General features: G+C 38.5%; 22 protein-coding genes. 6 read left to right on the top strand and 16 right to left on the bottom strand.

Annotated elements, in window-relative coordinates; genetic code table 11:
• Positions 1-52: 52 nt before the first annotated feature.
• The 12 genes from B0G92_RS04250 to B0G92_RS04300 all read right to left on the bottom strand — a co-directional run bounded on the left by B0G92_RS04250 (position 53) and on the right by B0G92_RS04300 (position 14729).
• Positions 53-484, bottom strand: a complete 432-nt coding sequence (locus B0G92_RS04250) for a hypothetical protein (RefSeq protein WP_101471203.1) — start codon at positions 482-484, stop codon at positions 53-55.
• A gap of 103 nt (positions 485-587) precedes the next feature.
• Positions 588-1283 carry a hypothetical protein gene (locus tag B0G92_RS04255; protein ID WP_143394993.1) on the bottom strand — a complete coding sequence of 232 codons (696 nt, stop codon included), beginning with the start codon at positions 1281-1283 and terminating at the stop codon, positions 588-590.
• 44 nt (positions 1284-1327) lie between these two features.
• On the bottom strand, positions 1328-2020 hold the full coding sequence (locus B0G92_RS04260) for a S1 domain-containing protein (RefSeq protein ID WP_101471205.1): 693 nt from the start codon (positions 2018-2020) through the stop codon (positions 1328-1330).
• 45 nt (positions 2021-2065) lie between these two features.
• Complete coding sequence (locus B0G92_RS04265; RefSeq protein WP_101471206.1) at positions 2066-2752, bottom strand: hypothetical protein; 687 nt, start codon at positions 2750-2752, stop codon at positions 2066-2068.
• A 119-nt stretch (positions 2753-2871) separates the two neighbouring features.
• Complete coding sequence (locus tag B0G92_RS16850) at positions 2872-3324, bottom strand: DUF4304 domain-containing protein (RefSeq protein ID WP_101471207.1); 453 nt, start codon at positions 3322-3324, stop codon at positions 2872-2874.
• A complete protein-coding gene (locus tag B0G92_RS16855) occupies positions 3297-3446 on the bottom strand; it encodes a hypothetical protein (RefSeq protein WP_121366401.1) in 150 nt (49 codons plus the stop codon). The genes B0G92_RS16850 and B0G92_RS16855 overlap by 28 nt, the downstream gene beginning before the upstream one ends.
• A 25-nt stretch (positions 3447-3471) precedes the next feature.
• Positions 3472-3921, bottom strand: coding sequence for a DUF4304 domain-containing protein (locus B0G92_RS04275; protein WP_101471208.1), 450 nt, complete (start codon positions 3919-3921; stop codon positions 3472-3474).
• Between the two features lie 9 nt (positions 3922-3930).
• Positions 3931-7602 (bottom strand): DUF6443 domain-containing protein, encoded by a 3672-nt coding sequence (locus tag B0G92_RS04280; RefSeq protein ID WP_101471209.1) that lies wholly within the window; start codon positions 7600-7602, stop codon positions 3931-3933.
• A 6-nt stretch (positions 7603-7608) separates the two neighbouring features.
• Positions 7609-10530: an RHS repeat domain-containing protein gene (locus B0G92_RS04285; protein WP_121366400.1), complete on the bottom strand. Its 2922-nt coding sequence runs from the start codon at positions 10528-10530 to the stop codon at positions 7609-7611.
• A gap of 10 nt (positions 10531-10540) precedes the next feature.
• On the bottom strand, positions 10541-11926 hold the full coding sequence (locus B0G92_RS04290) for a T9SS type A sorting domain-containing protein (RefSeq protein ID WP_245867696.1): 1386 nt from the start codon (positions 11924-11926) through the stop codon (positions 10541-10543).
• A gap of 573 nt (positions 11927-12499) precedes the next feature.
• Positions 12500-14044 carry an Rne/Rng family ribonuclease gene (locus tag B0G92_RS04295; protein WP_101471212.1) on the bottom strand — a complete coding sequence of 515 codons (1545 nt, stop codon included), beginning with the start codon at positions 14042-14044 and terminating at the stop codon, positions 12500-12502.
• Positions 14045-14432: 388 nt separating this feature from the next.
• Positions 14433-14729 carry an HU family DNA-binding protein gene (locus B0G92_RS04300; protein WP_056067901.1) on the bottom strand — a complete coding sequence of 99 codons (297 nt, stop codon included), beginning with the start codon at positions 14727-14729 and terminating at the stop codon, positions 14433-14435.
• Positions 14730-14862: 133 nt separating this feature from the next.
• On the opposite strand from B0G92_RS04300, the gene mutY reads away from it, so the two are divergent.
• Genes mutY through gldD form a run of 3 tightly spaced genes read left to right on the top strand, consistent with a single transcriptional unit; the run spans position 14863 to position 16952 of the window.
• Positions 14863-15903 (top strand): A/G-specific adenine glycosylase, encoded by a 1041-nt coding sequence (mutY, locus tag B0G92_RS04305; RefSeq protein WP_101471213.1) that lies wholly within the window; start codon positions 14863-14865, stop codon positions 15901-15903.
• A 57-nt stretch (positions 15904-15960) separates the two neighbouring features.
• Positions 15961-16386 (top strand): single-stranded DNA-binding protein, encoded by a 426-nt coding sequence (locus B0G92_RS04310; protein WP_056067905.1) that lies wholly within the window; start codon positions 15961-15963, stop codon positions 16384-16386.
• 2 nt (positions 16387-16388) lie between these two features.
• Positions 16389-16952 (top strand): gliding motility lipoprotein GldD, encoded by a 564-nt coding sequence (gene gldD / locus B0G92_RS04315; RefSeq protein ID WP_101471214.1) that lies wholly within the window; start codon positions 16389-16391, stop codon positions 16950-16952.
• Positions 16953-17006: 54 nt separating this feature from the next.
• Here gldD and B0G92_RS04320 read toward each other — a convergent pair whose 3' ends face one another.
• Entirely contained in the window at positions 17007-17555 is a 549-nt protein-coding gene (locus B0G92_RS04320; RefSeq protein ID WP_101471215.1) for a heavy-metal-associated domain-containing protein, read from the bottom strand.
• Positions 17556-17675: 120 nt separating this feature from the next.
• Between B0G92_RS04320 and B0G92_RS04325 the strand changes: the two genes are divergently transcribed.
• Positions 17676-18542 carry a DMT family transporter gene (locus B0G92_RS04325; RefSeq protein ID WP_101471216.1) on the top strand — a complete coding sequence of 289 codons (867 nt, stop codon included), beginning with the start codon at positions 17676-17678 and terminating at the stop codon, positions 18540-18542.
• A gap of 196 nt (positions 18543-18738) precedes the next feature.
• Here B0G92_RS04325 and B0G92_RS04330 read toward each other — a convergent pair whose 3' ends face one another.
• On the bottom strand, positions 18739-20781 hold the full coding sequence (locus B0G92_RS04330; protein WP_056067911.1) for a M16 family metallopeptidase: 2043 nt from the start codon (positions 20779-20781) through the stop codon (positions 18739-18741).
• Between the two features lie 10 nt (positions 20782-20791).
• Positions 20792-22120 (bottom strand): M16 family metallopeptidase, encoded by a 1329-nt coding sequence (locus B0G92_RS04335; protein WP_101472023.1) that lies wholly within the window; start codon positions 22118-22120, stop codon positions 20792-20794.
• Between the two features lie 258 nt (positions 22121-22378).
• Here B0G92_RS04335 and rplU point away from each other — a divergent pair, with 258 nt between their 5' ends.
• Both rplU and rpmA read left to right on the top strand, forming a co-directional pair.
• Positions 22379-22801 carry a 50S ribosomal protein L21 gene (gene rplU / locus B0G92_RS04340; RefSeq protein ID WP_056067913.1) on the top strand — a complete coding sequence of 141 codons (423 nt, stop codon included), beginning with the start codon at positions 22379-22381 and terminating at the stop codon, positions 22799-22801.
• A 23-nt stretch (positions 22802-22824) separates the two neighbouring features.
• Entirely contained in the window at positions 22825-23085 is a 261-nt protein-coding gene (gene rpmA / locus B0G92_RS04345; RefSeq protein ID WP_056067915.1) for a 50S ribosomal protein L27, read from the top strand.
• 56 nt (positions 23086-23141) lie between these two features.
• Here rpmA and B0G92_RS04350 read toward each other — a convergent pair whose 3' ends face one another.
• Positions 23142-23531, bottom strand: coding sequence for a hypothetical protein (locus B0G92_RS04350; RefSeq protein ID WP_101471217.1), 390 nt, complete (start codon positions 23529-23531; stop codon positions 23142-23144).
• Between the last annotated feature and the right edge of the window lie 51 nt (positions 23532-23582).

Genomic DNA, 23582 nt, shown 5'->3' on the forward strand with positions numbered 1-23582 from the left:
ATAAGAAGCCAATCATTATGATTGGCTTTTTTACTCATAGTATGGCTTACTGTTATTTTGTCTTCACTGCATATACAGTACCATCTTCGGCAATAGCTTTATCAATAATATAAAGATATTTTTTGCCTCCATAAGAACAGAAAACCTGTATTTTTCGGTCAAGAAACTGGTACAATATGATTTCGAAATTGCCATTAGCATTTTGAAATGAATAAATAGTAGCCAGATCATACAGGTCAGTGTGTTTGTCATCATAACCTGTTTTGTAAATAGTAAATTTTTCTGCTGGAGTTCCTTTGAGTTCAAAGTCTACCGTAGTCAAACCAAAGAAAAATAGTCCTTCAGCCTTTTCCTCAGTACCTCTGATGTAATCTCCTTTGCTGTCAACTGTTACAGGAAAACGACTTGAAAAAGCGAATTTGTAATCTTGCGAAAAAGCCGCAATTGAAAATAAAAATATAAAACTATAAATCATTTTGTTCATAATTATTTCTGCTAAGGATGCAGTTCCCTTTTGGTTAATAAAATTTTGGTAGTATTCTTTAGAGAAAAATAAGGCATTCCGAATAGGGATGCCTTACATTAAATTATACAAATTCCAACTGGATTGAATTGTTATAATTCACTTCTAATCCAGTGATTTTACAGTCAAACAGAAAGTCTATTAATCGTTCAGAATAGAAATCGCCTCCGGCGGCTTGTATTGGGATTATATCTTTGCCATAATACTTTTTTGGGATGGCTATTTTTTCAAAACTATTAATTGGATTTGTTTTGATAAACTGAGAATATTCATCAAAATTTTCAATTGAATGATATTTTTCATTTTTCAAAACCTTACGACCAGTAAAAATTATCGATTTATTAAAATTAATCTCCTGTAAAGTTACTTTCTTGAAATAAACAAGGTAAAATTTCGTGTTCAAATTAATGATTTCAAATTCAAATTCTTTAAAATCAATTGTTTTAAAGCCTTTTATTATTTCAAAATATTTTTCACTAAAAACATAAGTAAGAAAAGTATATTCTGGCGCATACCCCATAATATCCGTTACTTTGGCATTCTTTAGCAAATTTCCTTTAATAAGAGGAGGGTTCAACAATTTTATTTCATCTTGATTTTTCCAAAAATCCTTATTGTTATAATTGAAGAAATTTTTGAAAGCTAAGTAGTTACCATTATCGGTTTCCATATGGTTTTCATTAATATTTATTTGATATATACCATTTTTCACTCCAATAACTCTCGGCTCACAAGACAAAATTATTTCATAATATTTCATAGGTAAAGAAATAAGGCATCCCATTAGGAATGCCTTGAATTAAATTATACAAATTCTAACTGAACAGAATTGTTATAACCAACCTGTAAGCCCGTAATCCCGCAATCTAACAAGAAATCAACTAGCTTTTCAGAATAAAAATTGTTGGAAATAGCTTGAACAGATATAATATCTTTTCCAAAATGTTCTTTGTCAATAGCTATTTTTTCAAATGTGGCTAAAGGGTTGGAATTTAAGAATTGAACATATTCTTTACTATCAGATATACTATGATGCTTAACATTATTTAAAGCCTTATGACCTGTAATAACAGATGATTTTTCAAAATCAATTTTTTCATTCGAAATTGTCTCAATAAATAACAAAAAATACTTTGACGGGACATCATTCATTTTAAAATCAAATGTTTGATGGACTCCGATATCAAAAGTTTTTATAATATCTATAAATTTTTGACTGTAAACATTATCTAAAAAACGAAAACTAGGTGCATAACCCATGACATCAGTTATTTTAGCATTTTTTAGCATTTTCCCATAAATTGTTGGTGGATTTAAGGTATACAGTTTATCCTGGGATTTCCAAAAATCACTGTTTTTACTTGAGAAAAATGATTTAAATTCTTCATAAGAAGGACTATGGCCGATTGCTTTTTCATCTATTTCCAACTGGTATACACCATGTTTTACCCCGATGACTTTAGGTTCAAAAGACCTATTAACTTCATAATATTTCATAGGTAAAGAAATAAAGCATCCCTATTAGGAATGCCTTACATTAAATTATACAAATTCCAACTGGATTGAATTGTTATAATTCACTTCTAATCCAGTAATTTTACAATCAAACAAAAAATCGATAAGCTTTTCGGAATAAAATAATAATGATGTTGGTTGTATTGAAATAATATTCAACTCTGCATGTTTTTTTGAAATACATATTTTTTCGAATTTAGCAAGAGGATTTTGTTGTTTAAACTCCCAATATTCATCATAACTAAAAAAATTAAAATATTCTACGTTATTAAGTGCTTTGTGTCCAGTATAAATTGAAGAATGTTCGAAATTTATATCTCTTGATAAAATAGTTTCAAAAAACAGCATGAAATATTTTTCTTCTACATTTTCAATATCAACTTCAAATGTATTATAGTTGCCAATATTAAATGATTTTATAATGTCTATAAATTTCCTGCTGTACACTAAATTAAGAAAGGAAATATTCTGTGTGTATCCCATGACGTCAGTAACATTTGCGTTCTTTAGCAATTTTGCATTTATTGCAGGTGACATAATGTTTTTTATTTCATTTTGTTGCTGCCAAAAATCTGTATTACTGCTCTTAAAGAATTTAAGTAATTCGTCATATCTGCTATCTTTTTCCAATAGTGGCAAGCCAATATCTATCTGATATAGTCCATTCTTTACGCCGGTAACATCAACATCTAAATCAACTTGGTAGTATTTCATAAATTAAAATCGTTTAAAATAGGTATTAAGAGTGTAGAAAACACAGAAGTCAAGATTTTGAACTTCTGTGTTTAACTTGAATAAAAATAGTTACCAATCTGTACTCAGATTAAAATGTTTCAATACGTGTGGAGGTATTGTATGTATGAACTCACGTCTTTTAAGGACTTGTAACAAATCATTTTCCGTCTGTATTGATTTAATTCAGGTACTATCTTTTTATTAATTACTTCAAATAATTTGATGAGTCGATCTGCTGTATCAATATCACTTTCGAGATCAAGCAAACCTTGTATCATAGCTTGCTCTTCTTTGTCGATTGACCCTAACTGATTATCGATATGAACTTTTCTATTATTAAGAGGTAGACTATTTATTACATAATTATAATGTAAATAGTAAACATTTCCATATTGTGACTTCTGAAGATTAATAATCTTATTAATCTCATTACCGTTCAAAACCCAACTATTTCCTTTCCTTTTAAAACCCAATGGAAGGAATATATTGTTTAATAGGTTTAATAATTCAGTTTTTTTCCATTTTAATATGTATCTAATACTGTTTTCCATATTGTGCCGGGATATTCTGCCTCGAACGTAGCCATATATTTTGATAATTGCTTTTCGTCTGCTTTCATTGCACGAGCATTAAAAGGCTTCAGTTTTGGATTTTTGAATATTACAGAAGCCACTTTTAAATGGCTTCTGTAATGAAACCTAATCTATCGGTAAATTGAAATGTTTTTTCACCGACAATGTAATATCATTTAAATGTGGTCTCCTTTTTAATTCTTCCAAAATATCCGACTCATTATTAATACTTATGATATTAAGCATTAAATTTTCATACAATAAATCTTTTAATCTAATTTCTCGCTCACTATCAATTATTTGATATTCCAAGTCTAGCATATTTATAATTTCCTCATTAGTGCTTTTATTTGATGCTCCGAGTCTATTATAAATATGTCTTTTAAGATTTCCTAATGGAATAGCATTAATAATATATCCATAATTGATGTAGAATCTATTGCTATATTGAGACTTTTGCAAATCAATTATTTTAGTAATTTCATTATTATTTAAAGTCCAATAGCTGCCCTTTTTTTTAAAATCAGCTGGTTTCAAGATTTCGCTAAGAATTCTCTCAAGATCTTTCTTTTCCATTATTATAAATTAATATGTATCTAATACTGTTTTCCATATTGTGCCAGGATACGCTGCTTCAAAGGCGGCCTTGTATTTGGCTAATTGTTTTTCACCTGCTTTCATGGCCCTTGGATTAAAAGGTTTGAGCTCGTAAATGGTTCTGTTTACCATGTCAACAAAATCAGGTCGGATTCCTGGAATTTCTCTAAACTCTTTGATTCCAAGACCCGCAGCTTCTTCCGCAACCTTATAAGCCTTGTGCATTTCCTGTCCCATCTTAAGGGAAGACTTGGTATATTTGGTGAGTTTTCCGAGGTCACCAATATAAGGAACTATTCCCACTGCTGCAATCATTGCATTAGTGTTTTGTCCTCGTGCTAAGTAACCAATGGCATTAAGCCCGTCGACAATACCTGTAGGGTCTAAGACACCTATAAGGTCCATACTGGTTTGAAAGTCATCCCATCGTTTTTCACGCAGTTCCTTGAAATGATATTCATATAAGCCGCTTTTTCTGTACACCCAGTCCTGCATGATGTATTGCGCACCGAATGTGCCCCATGAAAGACCGGCACTGTTTCCGTAAACTTCTACTTCAGGAAGGTTTATGGAGATCGTAAAGTCATGTATCTTGGCTTTTTTTATCTTTAATTGGGCAGAATTTCCACTAAGCAATGCGTTAATGAATTTGTAGATATCTTTCGCTTCATCACCGTTGGCTTCAAAGCCCCAACCATAATTGTAAACGTCTGCTCCGCTAGGGTCAGACCAGTAGGCAGGATTATTGTCATGACCGTTGTAGGGCGACCTTTCATAGTGCACCACAGGGTCAATTCCAGTCCAGCGTCCTATGGCAGGGTCGTAGTCCCTTGAAGGCATATCGAAAAGGTTTAGATTAAATTCTTCCTGAAACTCCTGCCCGTTGAATTTGTAATTGTATACGTAAGGGATGGGACAGGCTGGGCAAAATTCTATCAGGCCACCAATTTCCCTGTCATACATCCTTTTGGTCATGTTATAGTTCTTGTGTGATAGGCCTAAAGAGTAGTAGTTATTTTCCTCCATGATGGCTACCTGCTGTGTAGCCGGGTTCATAGTATAGCTTAGCCTGATGTTGCCCAGGTGGTCTGTGTAATTGTACACATAGTTGAACGTGGCAGGCCTTGAACCACCGGCAGCGGAGTATTTTACATATCCTTCAGTAGTGGCTATGGCTTCCAATATGCCATTTACGTAATCAAAACCGTCAAGATATTCTATCACCTTGACTGGACGGGGAACTTCTGTAACCGTCTTTTTGAGCTTTTCCCCTAAAGCATTATACGTATATTCGATGGTAGCTCCCGTTGCAGCCCCCCAATTGAAATAAATCTTTAGGGGCTGGTTGAGATGATTGTAGATAATTTTCTCTATAAGTTTGTTCTGGTCGGATTTTATATTACCGTTGATGTCATAGCTGTAATCATCTGCATTGTCATTGAACCCATCGCCGTCATCCATGAAGCCTGCGGGCTTTCCGGTATAATCTGTTACCTTGGAAATACGGTTTGAATTGGGTTCGTAAGCATATTCCAGGTCATCAATCATCATTGCCGTAACCACATCATCAAATTCGCCATAACGTTCCAGTTTCCTGATATTGCCGTTTTTGTCATACTCCTGGCTTTCCTTATAGGAATTTGGTGCCGATACGCTTTCTGGTTTATGATAGGAAGTAGACGTAAGGCGGCCCATACTGTCGAACTGATAGGCATGCCTGCGCAGGATGTTGTCGTTTGCCGTTCTCCAATAGGTTTCTGATATGTTACCGTTGAACTGTGCCTGAGTTGCCTGTGGGTTATCATACACGATTTTGAAGGCAAAAAGGTCCGCAGGCTCGCCCGGTTGTGTCAGGGAAGCGACTTTGTTGATTTCCTTGAGCCAGCCTCTTACGGTATAGGAATAGTCAATTTTCTGCAACGGAGAACCTCCCGTCAGGTCGGTTCCGCCAGTCCTTTTTGAAATAAGCTGACCCAGTTCGTCATAGCTGTTCATGGTTAATAATTCAGTTGCCCTGCTGCCAATTTTATGTGTATGGGTGAGTAGGCGGTCCTGGTCGCTATAGGTAAAGTCTTCCCTTATGCTTATGGCACTGCTTGAAGCAGTCCGCTTATGCTCCAGAACGGTGTACAATGTTTTGCCCGAAAAGTCGAATTTGGCATCTTGTTGGGTGTATCCTCCCAGGTAGTTGGACGACCATGTGCGGATAGCCCTTGCTTTATAATCGTACAATATATAAGCTAGTTCGCCCGCGGTTGCAGTGGTAGTTTCAATCACCCTTATCCACGAACCGGTTGGAAGCCCCTTTGGCTTGACCGACAGGTTGTAGAATACGGGCTGACCTTCAATGTTAGGGAAGCTGGTTGGTGCTCCAGGGAAATCGTAATCATCGTAGTAATTGACAGAAAGGATATGGCATGCCGGACCAGTCGGCCATGTCTGGTTGGAGTAGCGGAATGTCACGCCATTTACGTTGCTGTCTGTAGCCGTTTTATTCTCATTGAGGTTTGCGATTTGGGTATCGCGCGCCATCTGTAGAGTGTTCCTGTTACCTGAAGTGACGCGGGCCTGCATCCATCCGGTGTAGGCTACTCGACCATACACATCATATTTGGAAAACAGCCAACCTATATTATTGGGCTCGACACTGTTGCTAAATGGGGAAAAGGCAGGTCCGGTGGCAATCGGCCTATCTAAGTTGTCATAGATGATAAACTCCCATGTCTTACCAGGTTCTTTCTTCTCAACTAGCCTGTTACGGCCGTCATAGCGATATTGGTAGCAGAGCCCCTCCAAATCGGCTGTTGAACCGCTGCCGTCTGACATTGGGGGCAATACGAAGGTTAGATTTCCGAATTGGTCATAAACATAATAGGTGTCATGCCAGCTTTCCGTATGTATCCCGTTTACAGTTGATGTGCCGTACTTGCGTTTCAGGATTACCTGTCCTTTCTTATTCTTGTATTCTTGTACCGTATTGTCATTTCCGGAAGTCCAGTTCTCGTCTTTCATCAGGTACTTGTAAAGCGTGCCTTCGGTGTAGAAGCCGTCTTGTGTCAGAGTGGCAGGATAATATCCTCCGCTAGGGGTTCCTGCAACAGCTTTGTATACCTTTATTTGATCAGCCGTGCTATTTGTGAGGTATTCCATCCTTACCGTATGATCGCTATCGGCAGGAGTTGAGGGAAGAATCCATTTGCTTCCGGGTGAAGCCTGTTTCGCTACTCTTCCAAAAGGGGAGGTCTCAAATTGCTTTTCAGAATATGGGTTTCCTGTAGCTTCAAAATCAGGATTTCCAGTTCTTGCCATTGTTGGCGAAGCATAAAAGGAAAGGCTTTCGGTAGCTGCATTGGCATCATACTGTTTCGTGGCCGAAGTACTTACATAGGGCAAGAATCCTTTTGACTGGCGTCCCGAAGCGTCGTATTCGATATGGGTCACTATATCCTTACCGGTGTTTGATTGCATGTATGCCCGGTGCTGTATGGGTCTTCCTAACTTGTCAAAGTAGGAGAAATTCTGGATAGCCTGCGAAACGGAAGGGTCCGCTACTGAGGTAGCAGTTTCCGTCTTGTAAATGATGGTCTTTATATGGCTCTGTTCCTGTGCCTGTCCTATGGTAGACAGCAGGAGTATTATGATTATTGCTATTTTTTTCATTTTGGCCTAGTTTTGGTTTGTCAGTTTATAGCTGGTTTCTGAAATCAGCTTCCCGTTTCTGTCCCTTATCGCCTTGGTTCTTCCGAAGGAATCATATTCGTACGAAATCCTGTCGCCTTTTGGGTCAGTCACGGTTGAGATGCCAATAAGTGGTTTGTAGGTATAGGTGGTAGGCATCGCATTGGCAAGTATCGTACTATTTCGTAGCAGATCGAGTTTCTGCAATACTGTAGTTTCATTTCCGCTGTCTGTAGCCGTTTGTATATCGGTGATTAGACTAGCAGTTATAGCTGTATAGGGCATATTCTCTATCTGTGCTACCAAGACCGTTTTATTATAGCCCCAGATATAGCTCGTCTTTTTTCCGTTAGGCTGTTCGCTCTGCAGCAGGTTGCCATATTCGTCATAGAGATTGTACCTCATTTCTACAATTTCCTGCTCGCCTGCTTTTGAATAAGAAAGCTCGGATGGGAGCCATGCAGTATTTCCCGACCAGTTGTTTGAGTGCTTTGTCCATTTTGTGGCCACAAGGCTGCCGTTGTAGTAATCCTCACTCTTTTCGAGCAGTGCAAATTTGTACTCGTTCAGAGGTAGGCCCATCGTATTGTAATAGTAGACGCTCTTGATTGCCTCTCCTGCGGAGTTGGTAGTCTCTTCCGATTCAAGGCTACGGTTGGCATCGCGGTGGTACTTGTATTGCGTTGTCTGGGTAATAGGGGCGGAACCTGTGGAATATACGGTTACGGTCTCACTTTCGGTCCTTACCTTGGCAGTACGGTCAACGACAGTCCTGTCCATGTAATAATTCTGCCAACGTGTACCGTCATAAAAACGGTAGGTATAGTCTGTGTTCTTGACAAGGACGTTGTTTCTGTCATAGTCTTTCCTGTTTTTGAGCAGGCCTCTCCTGAAATCCTGAGATAGGCTGATATGGCCATCGTAATCGAGGTCCATTCCAGGGTAATCGGCCGATGTGGTAAAGGTATATTGCGATTTCCCGTTGTTTCCGCTATCGGTTACCGTTACGTTTCGGTAACTTACGAACTCAAGATGCCCGTATGATTCCCTAAAGTTGTGCCTGTCACTGGAAACCAGGTTGCCACTGCTACGATTCGGTTCATCAAACAGATTGTAATCATACCGCGTTTCCTTTACTGGCGTATATTCAGGATATCCGTAATAATCTTTCTTCCTAAAATAATCGGCAGGTACGTCGGCATCAAAGTGGGCAATCCTCTTGATACGTATCCCCCCGCCGTATTTCCATTTTTTCAGGTCTGGGTTCCTTCGTATAGAATGTATAACTCTGGTTGCAGTCATTGGAATATTGCTTTGAGAAATATGGCCAAGCTGAATGGTGTAGGTTCCAGGATTAAGGGTATAGCTTCTACCGTAGCCGAAGTTTTCGGGATTGTACGTCCTGTAAAAGGGAAACTGTTTTTCTGTTTGAGGCAGTTGTTGTCCTGCTATTGTGATTGAAGGAGTTACCCAAGTATTGCTCAGTTCGCTGAAATATGGGTCCTCACGTATGAAGATGCACACCTCCTTTGGAGCGCCGCTGATAGTGAAGAAGGAATGGTTCGATATCCTGCCGTTGTAAAGTTCTTCCACAATATGGTTGTACGGATAGGTAGTTTCTCCCCCGTAGTAGGTATAATAGCTTTCAGGGTCTTCAACGTGGCCCCCACCTGGAACGGAATTTTCAGAAATTGAGCTTCCTTTGAAGTACGAGTAAGTGTTTGATTCGTATTCATACAAGACGGTTCCTCCCGTAGGGAGCAGGATTTTCTCAAGCACTCCCTTGGTGCAGAACTTTGGATTCACCGCGTAGTCTACGAGTACTTGAAGGTCCTCGTGCTGTTCTGAACGGATAAATGTCGGGTATCCGTAGGGGTCGATTCCAAAAATACCATAGTCTGTACTGTAATCCCCGTAGGTTCCGTCGCTGTAGCTGAAATGGTACTCATCTCCTTTTGTTTGTGCCGCATCGCGAAAGGTCAGCTTGTCCCATTGTCTGAGGTCGATTCGTTTTAGAATATTCGAGTTGAGGTCTGTTAACGTAATTTCGTCCAGGGTTGCCGACACAGAATTTGCCGAGCTAGCTCCAAAAGTATGGGAAAAGTTTATTTTTCCTAAACCTTCGGATTGGATGGAGGTCAGCTTGTTAATGGTTGAGTATTCGCGCATTGCTACGGTTTGCCGTTCCAAGGTACTCAATTCATTGTAGGCAAAGGTGAGCAGTTTCTTACCATTGCTGTCATAGACGGCCGAAAGGTTGAAACTCTTTGGTACGTTTTTGGTAATGGAGCCTGGGTTAATATATCCGAGAGTTCTGTCAACCACATCGAAGACATATTTATAATTATTAGAATCATAAATAGTAAAGGAATTTACCCTGAAAGTCGAAGGTTCGTAATCAAGTGTTACCTTAAGTGTTTCTCCCTTTCCCGAATAAAGGGAAGGGACGAGATTGTTGTTGGCATCCGTAATAAGATAGAAGATTCCTGAATGTCCCATAAAATTGAACTGGTAGCGGTCACTGTAATATCTAGTCTCGGTGGCAGTCTCTTCACTTACGTAACTGTACCAGGCATTTTCAATAGTCCTTACGATGCTGCCACCCCTGTTAATTGACCAGCCAGGCTGTCTGATGTCGTCATGCACTGCACCGTCTGCAGCTATACTTGTTGGATGATAGGATATTTCCATATTTACACCAATATCCTTACTACGAGTAGGTAAGGATAGCAAGGGTATGCTAATATCAGGCACGCCAGTAGAAAGATTAACAGGAACGTTATCGAATCTGAAAACGCTAGCGGCTGTGTTTGCGATTGAGCCTTGACCATATTCCGTGGTCATTGGCTGTACTTGTGCATCCACTAGCAAATTTGTGGCTAGAAATATGATTGTTAATAATTTTCTCATAATGAAATCTTTATTGTTTGTTGCTTGCCTTCACAACTTTTACGGAGTCGTTCTGTATATTGGTACGTATCTCAATGATGTAGATTCCTTCAGGCATTCCCCCAAGGTCAACGGGAACGGTACGGTCGGTAATTTCAAAATGCTGTAACTGCCTTCCCGATAGGTCATAAACGGTAGCCGTTCCCTTTTGGAATTCGTAGCCCACAAGAACGTTGGTATAGTGCAGGGTAGGGTTTGGATAGGCTTCAATCGGGTTTTTCTTTTCTTCCTTCTTGCGCTTGTCCTTTAGCTTTACGACCCAGAAATCGTTGCGGCCCTGTCCCGAATAACGGTCGCGCGAAGGTGCGCCCATTGAAGTACCGGCAAGTATATAGCCGCCGTCACGGGTTTCTATTACTTTTCGTAGAATGTCCTCACCATTGCTGCCAACGGTCTGCGTCCACTGTTCCTCGCCTTTTTCATCTATTTTGATGGCAATATAATCGTTGATTCCTTCCCGGTCTTTTTTATTGGTTACGTGCTTCTCGCTCTGTGCGTGTCCGCCCAGAAGCAGCGAGCCGTCCCTGTTTTCTTCTATGGAGGTGAGCAGGTCGGTCTGCCCGATGTCGTAGGTCTTCTGCCATAGAATTTCACCAGACGGGTCTATTTTCAGTAACCAGAAGTCGGTTCCCTTTCCGTTGGATGCATTTTTGTTGCCTGTAGTTGCGGAAGAAGAACTTCCTGCCAAAAGAAAATTGTTGTCCTTTGTTTGCAGTAGAGCCTGTAGCTGGTCATCACCATCGCCACCATAGGCTTTCTGCCATTTCAGTTCTCCTTTTTGGTCAAGTTTAATGACCCAATAATCTGACATGCCGTAGCACTTCTCGGACTTGTTTCCGGATTCCGGCGAGTTAGATGAACCGCCTAATAAATAACCTCCATCGCGCATCTGCACTGCGCTTCGGAGCTGGTCGGCATAAATGCCGCCATAGGTCTTTTGCCACTCAATTTTTCCTTCCGAATCGAGCTTTACTGCCCAATAATCAAGATTCCCAAATCCCGCTTCCGATTTTCCGAACGGGTCAGGCTGGCCTGCGGTGAGTTTTGCGCTTTTGGCAGAGCTGGAAGTCCCCGCAATTAGGTAGCCGCCGTCTGAAGTTGGCACAACGCTCTGCAGCAGTTCCTGCCCGGAGCCGCCTATGGTGCGTTGCCACTGTTCGCCTCCCCTGGCGTTGAGCTTGATAATCCAGAAGTCTTCCTTTCCAAAGCCTTCGTCTTTTTTGTAGTCTCCCTTTGGCGAGTCGGAGGTACCCGCAAGAATGAAACCGCCGTCGCGTGTGAGCCTTACGGACTGAAGCAGGTCTGCTCCTGAACCGCCGAAAGATTTCTGCCAATCCAACTCGCCTTTTTCGTCCATCTTCCAGAGGAAGTAGTCGAGGTCGCCGTTACCATCATCAGTCTTGTTTCCCGTTTTTTTTGAAAGTGAGCTTCCCGCGAGGATGAAGCCGTAGTCGGGGGTAGGCTGGGCGTCGAACAGGTAGTCAGAATGTTTCCCGCCATAAGATTTCTCCCAGAGGATGTCTTGCGCTTGCAAAACACCTCCAAATAGCATTGCACAGGGCAATGCTAAGCAAAGTTTTGTTTTTTGCATAGTAAAAAAAATTAATTCAATCTCTGGTATTCCGTCAGGTTAATATGGACAGTGAAATTATAAAACTTTTAATTGCTTTTTACTTGCAGTTTAGCAAGTTATTAACAATTTAACTTTTTGTTATAAATATATTTGTAGATATTATATTTTTATTGTAATACTCATTATTAATAAAAAGTTAGGTTTTCGAAAAGGCCGGTTATTGTGAATAACCAGAAGGATGATGGTTAATAGGAAAGGTGTGTGTTTAGTAAGTGTCCGGGTCAATGTGTAATCAGTATTTTGTCAATGTTAAAAACAAAAAAAAACCGCCAATCTCGCGAGAGGCGGTTCTTTTATCTAATCTTTAATTTCATTTCCATTTTTATCATAGAAATGATATTCTAAAAACGTGTAAGCGTCACGAGGTATTATTTTCACCCATTTTTTATGTTCAAAAAACCATTTTGAACGTAATGATGGAAAACCTTTAGTAAGGTATGCTGCCACAAAAGGGTGTGCATTCAGCACGATTTTTTTGTGGGCTTTCAATAGTCGTTCGACATCTGAAGTAATTTTATCTACAATCGAGATCGGAGCATCAATTTCCCCATGTTCATTGTTAGGGTCTTCTTCTCTGGTCTTAATATTCACTTCAGGTCGTACTCTTTGCCGTGTAATCTGGATCAAACCAAATTTACTAGGCGGCAAGATTTTGTGTTTGGCTTTATCATCGCTCATTTCTTCTCTCAGGAAATCGAAAAGGACTTTACGATTTTCCGGATTAGACATATCAATAAAATCGACAACAATGATGCCGCCCATATCTCGCAGGCGGAGCTGTCGTGCCACTTCAGCAGCGGCGATGAGGTTTACTTCTAAGGCTGTATCTTCTTGATTGGAAGCTTTGTTTGAACGGTTTCCGCTGTTGACGTCTATAACGTGCAAAGCTTCAGTGTGTTCAATAATCAGGTAAGCTCCTTTGCTCATGGATACTGTTTTTCCGAAGGAAGTTTTGATTTGTCTCTCTATGTTATATTTTTCGAAGATAGGCGTGTCTTTGGATTGATAAAACTTTACTATTGATTGTTTTGAAGGGGCAATTTCTTGCAGATAATCCTTCGTTTCATTGTACAACTCTTCGTCATCTATATGAATTCCCGTGAAGGTATCATTGAATACGTCCCGTAAGATCGAGGAAGCCCTGTTGAGCTCTCCTAATACTTTAGACGGATGATGAGCAGTTGGTAATTTTTTGCACATTGCAGTCCATCTGCTGAGCAGATTCTGCAAATCTTTGTCTAGTTCGGCTACTTTTTTGCCTTCTGCTACTGTTCTCACAATAACACCAAATCCTTTTGGACGGATTGACTGTACGAGTCGTTTAAGACGATCTTTTTCTTCTTTGGATTCTATTTTTTGCGATATAGAAACTCTGTCAGAAAAAGGAACGAGAACAATAAATCGGCCGGCAAGAGAAAGCTCTGAGCTAATTCTCGGACCTTTGGTCGATATAGGTTCTTTGACAACTTGTACTAAAATGGACTGGTTGGCACTGATTACATCAGTAATAACTCCGTCCTTATCAATCTCTTTTTCAAAAGGAAAGCTTTTTAGGGAGAAATCTTTTAATTTACCTGCGCTTACAAGTTTTATGAATTTCAACTGAGAAGTCAGATTAGGACCCAAATCGTGATAATGTAAAAAGGCATCTTTTTCAAAGCCTACATTTACAAAAGCAGCATTTAGTCCCGCAACGGGTTTTCTGATTTTGGCAATAAAAATATCGCCTACCTGAAAGTTGCTTTTTTCTTCTTCTTTGTGTAATTCAATTAGTTTTCCATCTTTTAATAAGGCAAAATCTACGGCATCCGAACCAGATCTGATGATCAGTTCTTTATTCACACTGTAAATTTTTATCTGTTTTTTCAGAAAATAGAAGATAGAGAAAAGAGTGTAGATTTAAAATCTAAAATCTAAAGTCTAAAGCCTAAAATCTTATCTACAGATGGATTAAACAATAATTTAACAGGTATTGTACCCGGAGAAAATAGAGTCACAAAAGAAAAAATCAAAGGCATAACAGCGCCTCATTTTTTATTCTTTCTTCAATAATTCTATTTTCAAATTTCAATGAACTATAAATATTCTTAAAAAAGAAAAAAGTAGTCAGACTACTTTTTCTTCTTATGACGGTTAGCTCTCGCTCTCTTTTTACGTTTGTGAGTCGCTACCTTATGTCTTTTTCTTTTTTTACCACTTGGCATATTTTGAAAATTTAGTGATTAATAAATTAGTTTACTTTAGCTTCGGTATTCGTTTTAACTCCTTCAACAAAAACTTTTGCCGGTTTGAATGCAGGAATATTGTGTGCAGGAATTTTAATTGTAGTGTTTTTAGAGATATTTCTACCTGTTTTTTCAGCTCTTGTTTTGATGATGAAACTACCAAAACCTCTTAAGTAAACATTATCACCCGTTTCCAAAGAGTTTTTTACTTCGTCCATAAAAGATTCAACTGTTGCTTGAACATCTCCTTTTTCAAGACCTAATTTTTCTGAAATTTTCGCAACGATATCTGCTTTCGTCATTTTCTTTCTATTTTAAATTTATTGTGTAAAATTTTGAGGTTGCAAATATATGAATTAAAAAAACAATATTTCAACCATAAACGATTAAAATTTAATAACATAAACTTTTACTTTTGCTAACCAATTTTATCTGATGGAATTTTCTAACTTATTAATCCAATGGTATTTACAAAATAAACGCGATTTACCCTGGCGAAATACGGTCAATCCGTACCATATTTGGCTGTCAGAAATTATGCTCCAGCAGACGCGTGTGGCGCAGGGTTTGCCTTATTTTTTGTCATTTACCAGTTCATTTCCAACCGTTTTAGATTTGGCAAATGCTGACGAGGAGCAGGTGTTGAAGCTTTGGCAGGGTTTGGGCTATTATTCAAGAGCCAGAAACCTTCACAATACGGCGAAATTGGTAGCATTTGAAAGGGGCGGTGTTTTTCCGGATAATTATAAAGAACTGTTACAGCTAAAAGGAGTAGGTGAATATACTGCTGCGGCCATTGCTTCTTTTTCCTATAATGAAGTGGTTCCGGTGGTTGATGGAAATGTTTTTCGCGTACTGTCGCGATATTTTGACATTGAAACGGATATTGCTTCCAGTGGAGCCAAAAAGGAATTTACAGAGTTGGCAAGCGAACTCATTCCACACGACAATCCTGCTTTGTTCAATCAGGCCATTATGGAGTTTGGGGCGCTGCAATGCGTACCTAAAAATCCGGATTGTGGAACATGTGTGCTGAATTCGGGCTGTCTGGCACTGCAAAAGAATAAAGTAAACGAACTTCCCGTCAAGTTGAAGAAGACAAAAGTGCGCAATCGCTATTTTAACTATCTTGTTTTTTCAGATGACAACCAGAATCATATTGTAAGAAAACGAACCGAAAAAGGAATCTGGCATAACCTGTATGAATTCCCATTAATCGAGACGGCAGCTGAAGTCGATTTTGATACGATTTCAAAATTAATTTTTGAAGAATATGGTTCAAAGTTTGAAATTTTTTCAATAAAGCCGTTAAAAAATGACGTTATTTTGCATAAATTATCACATCAGCATTTGCATATTCGCTTTTTTCGGGTGTCTGTTCAAGGCGAGGTGGAAAATGCAATGTCTTATGAATCAATGATTTCATTGCCGTTTCCAATTGTAATTTATAATTTTATAGAAAAAGATTTGCCATAATTTATAAGGTTTATCAGAAATTATTATATTTGAAGGTTTACTAACTCCCCACGAAAAATGAATGGTACGCTAAATAAAGTGATTTTAATTGGGCACCTAGGCGATGATGTCAAGATGCACTATTTTGAAGGTGGTAACTGCATTGGCAGATTTCCACTGGCTACGAATGAAATTTATATTAACAAGCAGACAAACGAAAAGATTGCTTCTACGGAATGGCACAATCTTGTTGTCCGGAATAAAGCAGCCGAAATCTGTGAAAAATATCTGTCAAAAGGCGACAAGATATATGTTGAAGGAAGGATAAAATCCCGTCAATGGCAAACAGAAGAAGGTGTTACAAAATATACTACCGAAATCCAGGTGACAGAATTTACTTTCCTGACAACGAAAAAAGATATTGAAGCTGGTAAGCAAGGGTCATCGGTTGATGTAAAATCTGCCAATTTTGATTCTAACTCACCTGAAGAAGATTTGTACTAATAATGTTTAGAAAAAGTATAGGCCTTTTTATTTCCGGATGTATTCTTGCTTCTGTATGGGGTTGCCAGAACGACACAGTTCCAAAACCGGCAGGACAATTAAGACTGGAATATCCAAAAGCCCAATATGTACACTTTGAAAATAATTGCCCTTATACGTTTGATATAAACGAAGACGCAATTATTTCGCAAAAAGGAGATTGCGATTTTACAATCAGCTATCCAAAAATGAAAGCCACAATTTATCTGACTTATAAACCTGTTAAGAATGATATTGAGGCACATTTAAGAGATGCCCAAAATCTGACTTACAAGCATACTATTAAGGCAGATGATATTGTGGAACAGCCTTTCGTGAATGAAAAGAGCAAGGTTTACGGTATGTTCTACAGGGTTGGCGGTAATGCGGCAACCAATGCCCAGTTTTATGCTACAGACAGCCTGAGGCATTTTGTTACCGGTTCTGTATATTTTTATGCGAAACCCAATTTTGACTCAATTATGCCGGCTTCAAGCTATGTCAAAAATGATATGCAGGTATTGATGGAAACATTAAAATGGAAATAAAAAAAGAGAACCAATTTGGTTCTCTTTTTTGTTTTATCTTGTTTTGAAGAAGCATTAAGCGCTTTTTGCTTTTTTCTCATCTGTACCACAAGATTTCTTACCTGAACAGCATCCGCCTGCTTTTGCATCTTTAGCTTTATCATCGTGGCAAGAAGCTTTCTTGTCGTCTTTTTTCTTTTTCTCTTTTTCCTTTTCTTTCTCTTTGTAAAGCATTGCTTTGTCAGCAGATGATTTTACATTAGAAACTTTGTAAGTGGTTCCGCCTGCAACAGCTTCTACTGTTTCAACTAATGTTTCAGGAGTTTGTTTTGCAGCATCATAAGCTACGGTAGCTGTTTTCTTTTCGAAATCAACTTTGGCTTCCTGTACGCCGTCCAGGCTGGCTAATTTTTTCTCAATGGTTTTTGCGCATCCAACAGCACATGACATTCCGTCGATTTGGAAACTTGCGGTTTGAAAGTTTTCAGCAGTTGGTTTCGTTGCAGTCGTGTCTGTAGCAGTTTCTGTCGGTTCTCCGGTTTCTGTTGCTTTTGGCTCGTTTTTGCAGCTTACGAATAACATTCCTGAAAGCGCAAGGATAAGTAATGATTTTGAAAAATTCATAATGTTGTATTTAAATTTGAATTAACAATCCCTTTGAATTTTAAAGGTTTACAAAATTAATAAAAAAAGAAACGGGAAATTCGTTAAAATGACAGAATTTTGGACTGTAAAAAATGAGTTATGAAAGCAGTGCAGTCCAAATGGATTTTCTTATTCTTCCTTTCCTTGATTTGGGGGAGTTCCTTTATTCTGATAAAAAAAGGTTTGGTGGGGCTTACGCCATTTCAGCTGGGCTCGTTGCGGATGATTTTTGCGGCTGTTTTTCTTTTGGCAATAGGCTTTAAAAGCCTTAAAAATATCAAGCAACACCAATGGAAATATATTGCACTGACGGCAATGATGGGGACTTTTTTTCCGGCATTTCTTTTTTCGATTGCCCAAACACAAATTGACAGTTCTATCAGTGCTGTTTTAAATTCACTCACGCCTTTGGCGGCATTGGTTTTAGGGGCGTTGGTTTTTGGACTGAACTTTCAGAGAAGACAGATTTTTGGTGTGACGATTGGCTTGTTTGGGAGTGTTTTGTTGATTTTGAGCGGAGCTGTAAACCATCCCGGACAGAATTACTGGTTTGCGACCCTGGCTGTCTGTGGTGCTATTTGTTATGCTGTGAATGTCAACCTGATTAAAAAATATCTTTCGGATGTAAACCCTTTGAGTATAACGGTAGGCAATTTCGCCGTTTTATTGGTTCCGGCTCTTATTATTCTGTTTACTACAAATTTTCATGAAGTGGCCCATTTGCCAAATGTAAAAACGTCGATGCTGTTTATAAGTGTCCTGGCCGTATTTGGAACCTGTGTGGCGAATGTGTTGTATTTTAAACTGATACAGATTTCTTCCCCGATTTTTGCTTCATCCGTAACCTATATGTTGCCAATTGTGGCTTGCTTTTGGGGTATTCTGGATGGCGAAAGCCTTACTCTGGTTCAGGCTTTAGGTGCTTTCATTGTGCTGATTGGGATTTATCTGTCTGCTAAAAAATAAACTCGCAACTCTATTTTATTTTAAGCTTTGCGTCTTTGCGACTTTGCGTGAAACAGTTGCTCGCAAAGCCGCAGAGCCGCCAAGTTTATAATACTTCTGCATGAAAATATTTCGTGTTTCTCTTTTGGATGAAATTTACCGCATAAAAAAAGACTGCCATTGTTGACAGTCTTTTTAATTTTATGTTTGATTCGGATTATTTGAAATCTGCATCAGAAACACCTTCGTTGATTTTTACATCAGAAGCTGTTAATTCGATTTCGATACCCACGTTTAATGTAGTTTTGAAAGGAACTTTTACGCCTTTTACATCTTTGTAGTCAGAGAAAGAAACTACCTGAGTCATTTGCTGTCCCTGCATTTCCTCAGTGTTTGCTTCTGCCAGTTTCAATCCAGTAGTTACATCATAGTAAAGCGTCTTTTTACCGTCTTTGATAGCATATGCCTCTTTTCCGTCAATAGACTCGATTCCGGATAAAGTGATTCCAGGTTTTGTAGCCAAAGTCAATTCCGGGAAAGGAAGAGAATAGAATTTTGCGTTAGCAATTTTATCTGCGCTGTAGTCTTCTTTTTGACCTTGAGCCGACTCATATCCTTTAGTTCCGTCAAAAACTTCTTTGCTTAATGTTTGGCCCATACCTTTAACTTCGTCAACTTTTTTTCCGGCTGCAGAAGATTTTCTTGTCATGGTAACATCAATTCCCTGAACTTTTCCGTTTAATGTAGAAAATACAGTTTTTACTGACTTCGCATTTTTGTCTCCACCAATTGCTTTGATGTAGTTGTCAAATACAGTTTTTGCTGTTACACCGGCAGGAACCGCTTTTTTAGCAACAGGCTTATCCACCTGGTTTCCGAATTTGTCGAAATAGAACATCGGGATTCCAAGTTTTTCAAGACCCGGCAATACGTCACTTCCTTTACCTGTAATGATAACTCTTGTATTGTCAGCTAGGAAATACTTGTTTGCTACTCTCATGATATCATCAGCAGTTACTGCGTTGATGTTCTTGATGTAGTTTTCGTAGAAATCAGCAGGAAGGTTCTGTGTTTTGGTCAATAAAGCATAACGGGCAACAGTTCCCGGTTTTTGGATTTGCATTACGAAGTTTCCAATGTATCCAGCCTTTACGTTTTTCAACATGTCCGGAGCTACTTTTTCAGTTCTGATTCTTTTCAATTCTTTGAAGAATTCAACTACAGCACTATCAGTCACGGCATTTCTAACCTGAGTGTTAGACTTGAATTTTCCAACATATTTGTCACCTCTAATGTTTGAACGGGCACCATATGTCCATCCGTGAGCTTCTCTCAGGTTCATGTTTAGGTAGCTGTTGAAGTCACCACCAATAATTTGATTAGCCAAAAGAACAGCGAAATAATCTTTATCAGTCATCTTTAGGTTAGAAACGTTAACCAAAGAAATTTCAGACTGAACAGCGTTTGGCATGTCCACAAAGTTAATCTGTGTGTATTGAACATCTTTTGGGTCAGCATAAGTGATTACCGGAGCGGTAGCTTTTTTCCATGAACCAAAATATTTCTCAACAGCCTTTTTAACGTCTTTGAATTTTACATCACCTGTAATAACAAGGTAAGCGTTAGCAGGAACAAAGTAAGTAGTATAGTTCATGATGGCATCATTCAAAGTAACTTTGTTGATGCTTTCTTCAGTAAGATATTCTCCGTTTGGATGATTTTTTCCGAAAACCAATACATCTTCAACACGTGAAGCTACAGCCTGAACGCTTTTCTCCTGAGTTTTTAAGCCTTCAATCAGTTTTGTTTTTTCTTTGTCAAGTTCTTCCTGAGTGAAAACAGAGTTTAAAGCTCCGTCAGCCATCAATTCAAGAATTCTGTCAGAATATTTTGAAAGACCTGAAGCATAAGCTCCGTTAGCGCTAAATCCGATGTTAGCCCCAAGGAAATCAATTTCTTCGTTGAAAGCATCTTTTGACATCTTTTTAGTACCGCTTCCAATTAATGCGCTGGTAATTTCAGCAACACCTTTTTTATCGCCTTCTGCGTAAGGAGCATTGTCTAATGTCAGATTGTAGGAAACTCTTGGAAGTTTATGGTTTTCAACAACCATTACTTTCAGTCCGTTTTTTAATTCAAAGGTTTCAGGCTTCCCGATATTGATAACCGGAGCAGGACCTGGTTTTGGCTGTGGTCTGTCTTGTGCTTGCATAATTACTGTTAAGAACAAGCTTGATAAAATGAATATTGTCTTTTTCATGATGTATATCTTAGTTTTGAGCTTTGTCTTTTGCTGGTACGTAATCCAAAATCAATCTTTGGTTCGGGTTCAGGTATTTTTTTGCAATATCTCTGATTTCCTCACGAGTGATAGAGCGATAGATTTCAATTTCGGTGTTGATAAGGTTGATATCGCCGTACAGCATGTAATATGTAGCCAGGTTTTCTGCAATTCCTTCTACTGAAGCATTGCTGTTTACATATTGGTTCTCAAATTTATTCTGTAATTTCTGGAAATCTTTCTCAGAAATTAATTCTGTTTGAAGCTTAGTAACTTCTTCGTCGATTTCTTTTGTAAGTGCATCAAGAGAAGTATCTCCCATTGGCAAACCATAGATGAAGTAAACGCCGTAGTCTTCCTGGCTGTAGTTAAAAGCGCCAATTTCTAAAGCCATTTTCTTCTGGTCAACGATTTTTTTGTAAAGTCTTGAACTCTTTCCATCGCTAAGGATAGAAGAAATCATATCCAAAACTTTTGCATCACGGGTTTTCATTGAAGGCGTTCTGTATGCCGTTACCAACATCGGAATCTGGATGTTTGGGTCTTCATAAGTAGCCTTAATGGTTTGAGTGATTGGGTCTTCAGTAAAAGTCTGTTTTGTAAGGTCTGTTTTTCCTTTTGGAATTGACCCGAAATATTGTTTTACCCATTTGATGGTTTTGTCGTACTCAATATCACCTGCTACAACAAGAACTGCGTTGTTAGGAACGTAGAACTTTTTGTTGAATGCCTGGAATTCTTCCAGAGTTGCAGCATCTAAATGTTCCATAGAACCAATTGGAGCCCAACGGTAAGGGTGTTTTTTGAACATGTTTTGTTTTACGGCAGTAATAAGATTTCCGTAAGGCTGGTTGTCTACACGTAATCTTTTTTCTTCCTTAACAACTTCGTTTTGCGTATCAACTCCAATCTGGTTGATTACAGGGTGCATTAATCTTTCAGATTCCATCCATAAACCTAATTCAAGGCTGTTAGAAGGGAAGATTTCATAGTAGTAAGTCCTGTCATCTGAAGTATTTGCGTTATTGGTTCCTCCGTTTCCGGAAACAATTTTGAACCATTCTCCACGACCTATATTTTTTGTTCCTTCAAATAAAAGGTGTTCAAAAAAGTGAGCAAAACCAGTTCTTTCCGGATTTTCGTCTTTGGCTCCAACGTGATACATTACCGAAGTAATTACAACTGGAGCTGATTTGTCTTGATGCAAGATCACATGAAGACCATTTTCTAGTGTATATTCTTCAAAAGCTACTTTTTGAGCTGAAGCAACACTCCCGAGCATGAGAACTGAACCCAAAGCCATTAATGATTTTTTCATAACGATTAATAAATTTGTTATTGATTTTGACATTAGTATGCCAAATATGTGTTTTGTTACGCCAAATGTAGTTTTTTTTTAAGATTTATTCATGTAAATATAACTTTTTAACGGCTGAATGTTTTTACTTTTCGGAATGTTCTTTCCCGGGGTTAAAATGCTGTCTCTTTGAAGGTTGAATTTTTTTATAAGAACAATTGCAGGATTAATATTTAATCGTATATTTGCAACCTTAAAATTTAACTAAACATTATTGTTATGTACGCAATCGTAGAGATAGCAGGGCAACAATTCAAAGTAAGCAAAGACTTAAAGGTTTATGTTCACCGTTTAGCTAACAAAGAAGGAGATGCAGTTTCTTTTGCAAAAGTTCTTTTGTTGGATGATAACGGAACAATCACTTTAGGCGCCCCGGCTGTAGAAGGTGCTTCAGTAGAAGCCAAAGTGTTACAACACTTAAAAGGAGACAAAGTAATCGTTTTCAAAAAGAAAAGAAGAAAAGGTTACAAAAAGAAAAACGGACACCGTCAATATTTGACTCAAATCCAAATTTCCGGAATTACTGTTTCAGGTGCTAAAAAAGCTGCTGCTAAGAAAGAAGCTGCTCCTGCAACTGAAGAAGCGGTAGAAGCTCCAAAGAAAAAAGTAGCTAAGGCTAAAAAAGAAGATACTCAAGAATAATTAACATTTAAAACCAGTACGTCATGGCTCATAAGAAAGGTGTCGGTAGTTCCAAGAATGGTAGAGAATCAGAATCGAAACGTTTAGGTGTTAAGATTTATGGTGGTCAAGCTGCTATTGCTGGAAACATCATCGTTAGACAAAGAGGTTCTAAGCACAACCCGGGAGAAAACGTTTACATGGGTAAAGATCATACTTTACATGCAAAAGTTGACGGAGTTGTTAAGTTCCAGAAAAAATCTGATAACAAATCTTTCGTTTCTGTTGTTCCGTTTGAAGCATAAGAAAACCAAGATTTTTAGATACAAAAAGCCCATTCGAAAGAATGGGCTTTTTTGTTTTATTTGATTTTTGCTTTTTCTAAGGTTTCATTATAACCTTCCTTCATGTCTTCTTTGGCTTTTTGTGCTCCTTCTTTGATATCTTCAGAAGTTTCTTTTATGCCATCTTTGGTTGCTTCCCAGGCACTTTTTGCTTTGTCAACCGCAATCTGGGCTAATCTTTCGGCTTCCTTGTCGCCTTTTGCCTTAGCTTCTGCTAATTTTTTTTCAGCCTCGTCCAGATTGGCTTTCGCCTTTTCACTTAATTCTAGGTTCAGGCCGCTTTTCGTTGTCGTGGTGGTCACGGTCGTTTTTCCGTCTTCAGTTGTTGTTGTAACTGTTTCTTCTTTCTTGCAGGATGTAGCGAGAAACATACCGCCTATCGCCATCGTAAAAATTACTTTTTTCATGAGGTTGTTATTTAGTTCTTATAAAAATAACAAAAAAGAAGAATATACAAC

Origin of the sequence: Flavobacterium lindanitolerans (assembly GCF_002846575.1) — a bacterium.
GTDB classification, from domain to species: domain Bacteria; phylum Bacteroidota; class Bacteroidia; order Flavobacteriales; family Flavobacteriaceae; genus Flavobacterium; species Flavobacterium lindanitolerans.

Bases quoted from the DNA above. Each gene is read 5' to 3' on its own strand.
- B0G92_RS04250 (WP_101471203.1), bottom strand. From the start codon at position 484: ATGAACAAAATGATTTATAGTTTTATATTTTTATTTTCAATTGCGGCT.
- B0G92_RS04255 (WP_143394993.1), bottom strand. From the start codon at position 1,283: ATGAAATATTATGAAATAATTTTGTCTTGTGAGCCGAGAGTTATTGGA.
- B0G92_RS04260 (WP_101471205.1), bottom strand. From the start codon at position 2,020: ATGAAATATTATGAAGTTAATAGGTCTTTTGAACCTAAAGTCATCGGG.
- B0G92_RS04265 (WP_101471206.1), bottom strand. From the start codon at position 2,752: ATGAAATACTACCAAGTTGATTTAGATGTTGATGTTACCGGCGTAAAG.
- B0G92_RS16850 (WP_101471207.1), bottom strand. From the start codon at position 3,324: ATGGAAAACAGTATTAGATACATATTAAAATGGAAAAAAACTGAATTA.
- B0G92_RS04275 (WP_101471208.1), bottom strand. From the start codon at position 3,921: ATGGAAAAGAAAGATCTTGAGAGAATTCTTAGCGAAATCTTGAAACCA.
- B0G92_RS04280 (WP_101471209.1), bottom strand. From the start codon at position 7,602: ATGAAAAAAATAGCAATAATCATAATACTCCTGCTGTCTACCATAGGA.
- B0G92_RS04285 (WP_121366400.1), bottom strand. From the start codon at position 10,530: ATGAGAAAATTATTAACAATCATATTTCTAGCCACAAATTTGCTAGTG.
- B0G92_RS04290 (WP_245867696.1), bottom strand. From the start codon at position 11,926: ATGGACGAAAAAGGCGAGTTGGATTGGCAGAAATCTTTCGGCGGTTCA.
- B0G92_RS04300 (WP_056067901.1), bottom strand. From the start codon at position 14,729: ATGACGAAAGCAGATATCGTTGCGAAAATTTCAGAAAAATTAGGTCTT.
- mutY (WP_101471213.1), top strand. From the start codon at position 14,863: ATGGAATTTTCTAACTTATTAATCCAATGGTATTTACAAAATAAACGC.
- B0G92_RS04310 (WP_056067905.1), top strand. From the start codon at position 15,961: ATGAATGGTACGCTAAATAAAGTGATTTTAATTGGGCACCTAGGCGAT.
- gldD (WP_101471214.1), top strand. From the start codon at position 16,389: ATGTTTAGAAAAAGTATAGGCCTTTTTATTTCCGGATGTATTCTTGCT.
- B0G92_RS04320 (WP_101471215.1), bottom strand. From the start codon at position 17,555: ATGAATTTTTCAAAATCATTACTTATCCTTGCGCTTTCAGGAATGTTA.
- B0G92_RS04325 (WP_101471216.1), top strand. From the start codon at position 17,676: ATGAAAGCAGTGCAGTCCAAATGGATTTTCTTATTCTTCCTTTCCTTG.
- B0G92_RS04330 (WP_056067911.1), bottom strand. From the start codon at position 20,781: ATGAAAAAGACAATATTCATTTTATCAAGCTTGTTCTTAACAGTAATT.
- B0G92_RS04335 (WP_101472023.1), bottom strand. From the start codon at position 22,120: ATGAAAAAATCATTAATGGCTTTGGGTTCAGTTCTCATGCTCGGGAGT.
- rplU (WP_056067913.1), top strand. From the start codon at position 22,379: ATGTACGCAATCGTAGAGATAGCAGGGCAACAATTCAAAGTAAGCAAA.
- rpmA (WP_056067915.1), top strand. From the start codon at position 22,825: ATGGCTCATAAGAAAGGTGTCGGTAGTTCCAAGAATGGTAGAGAATCA.
- B0G92_RS04350 (WP_101471217.1), bottom strand. From the start codon at position 23,531: ATGAAAAAAGTAATTTTTACGATGGCGATAGGCGGTATGTTTCTCGCT.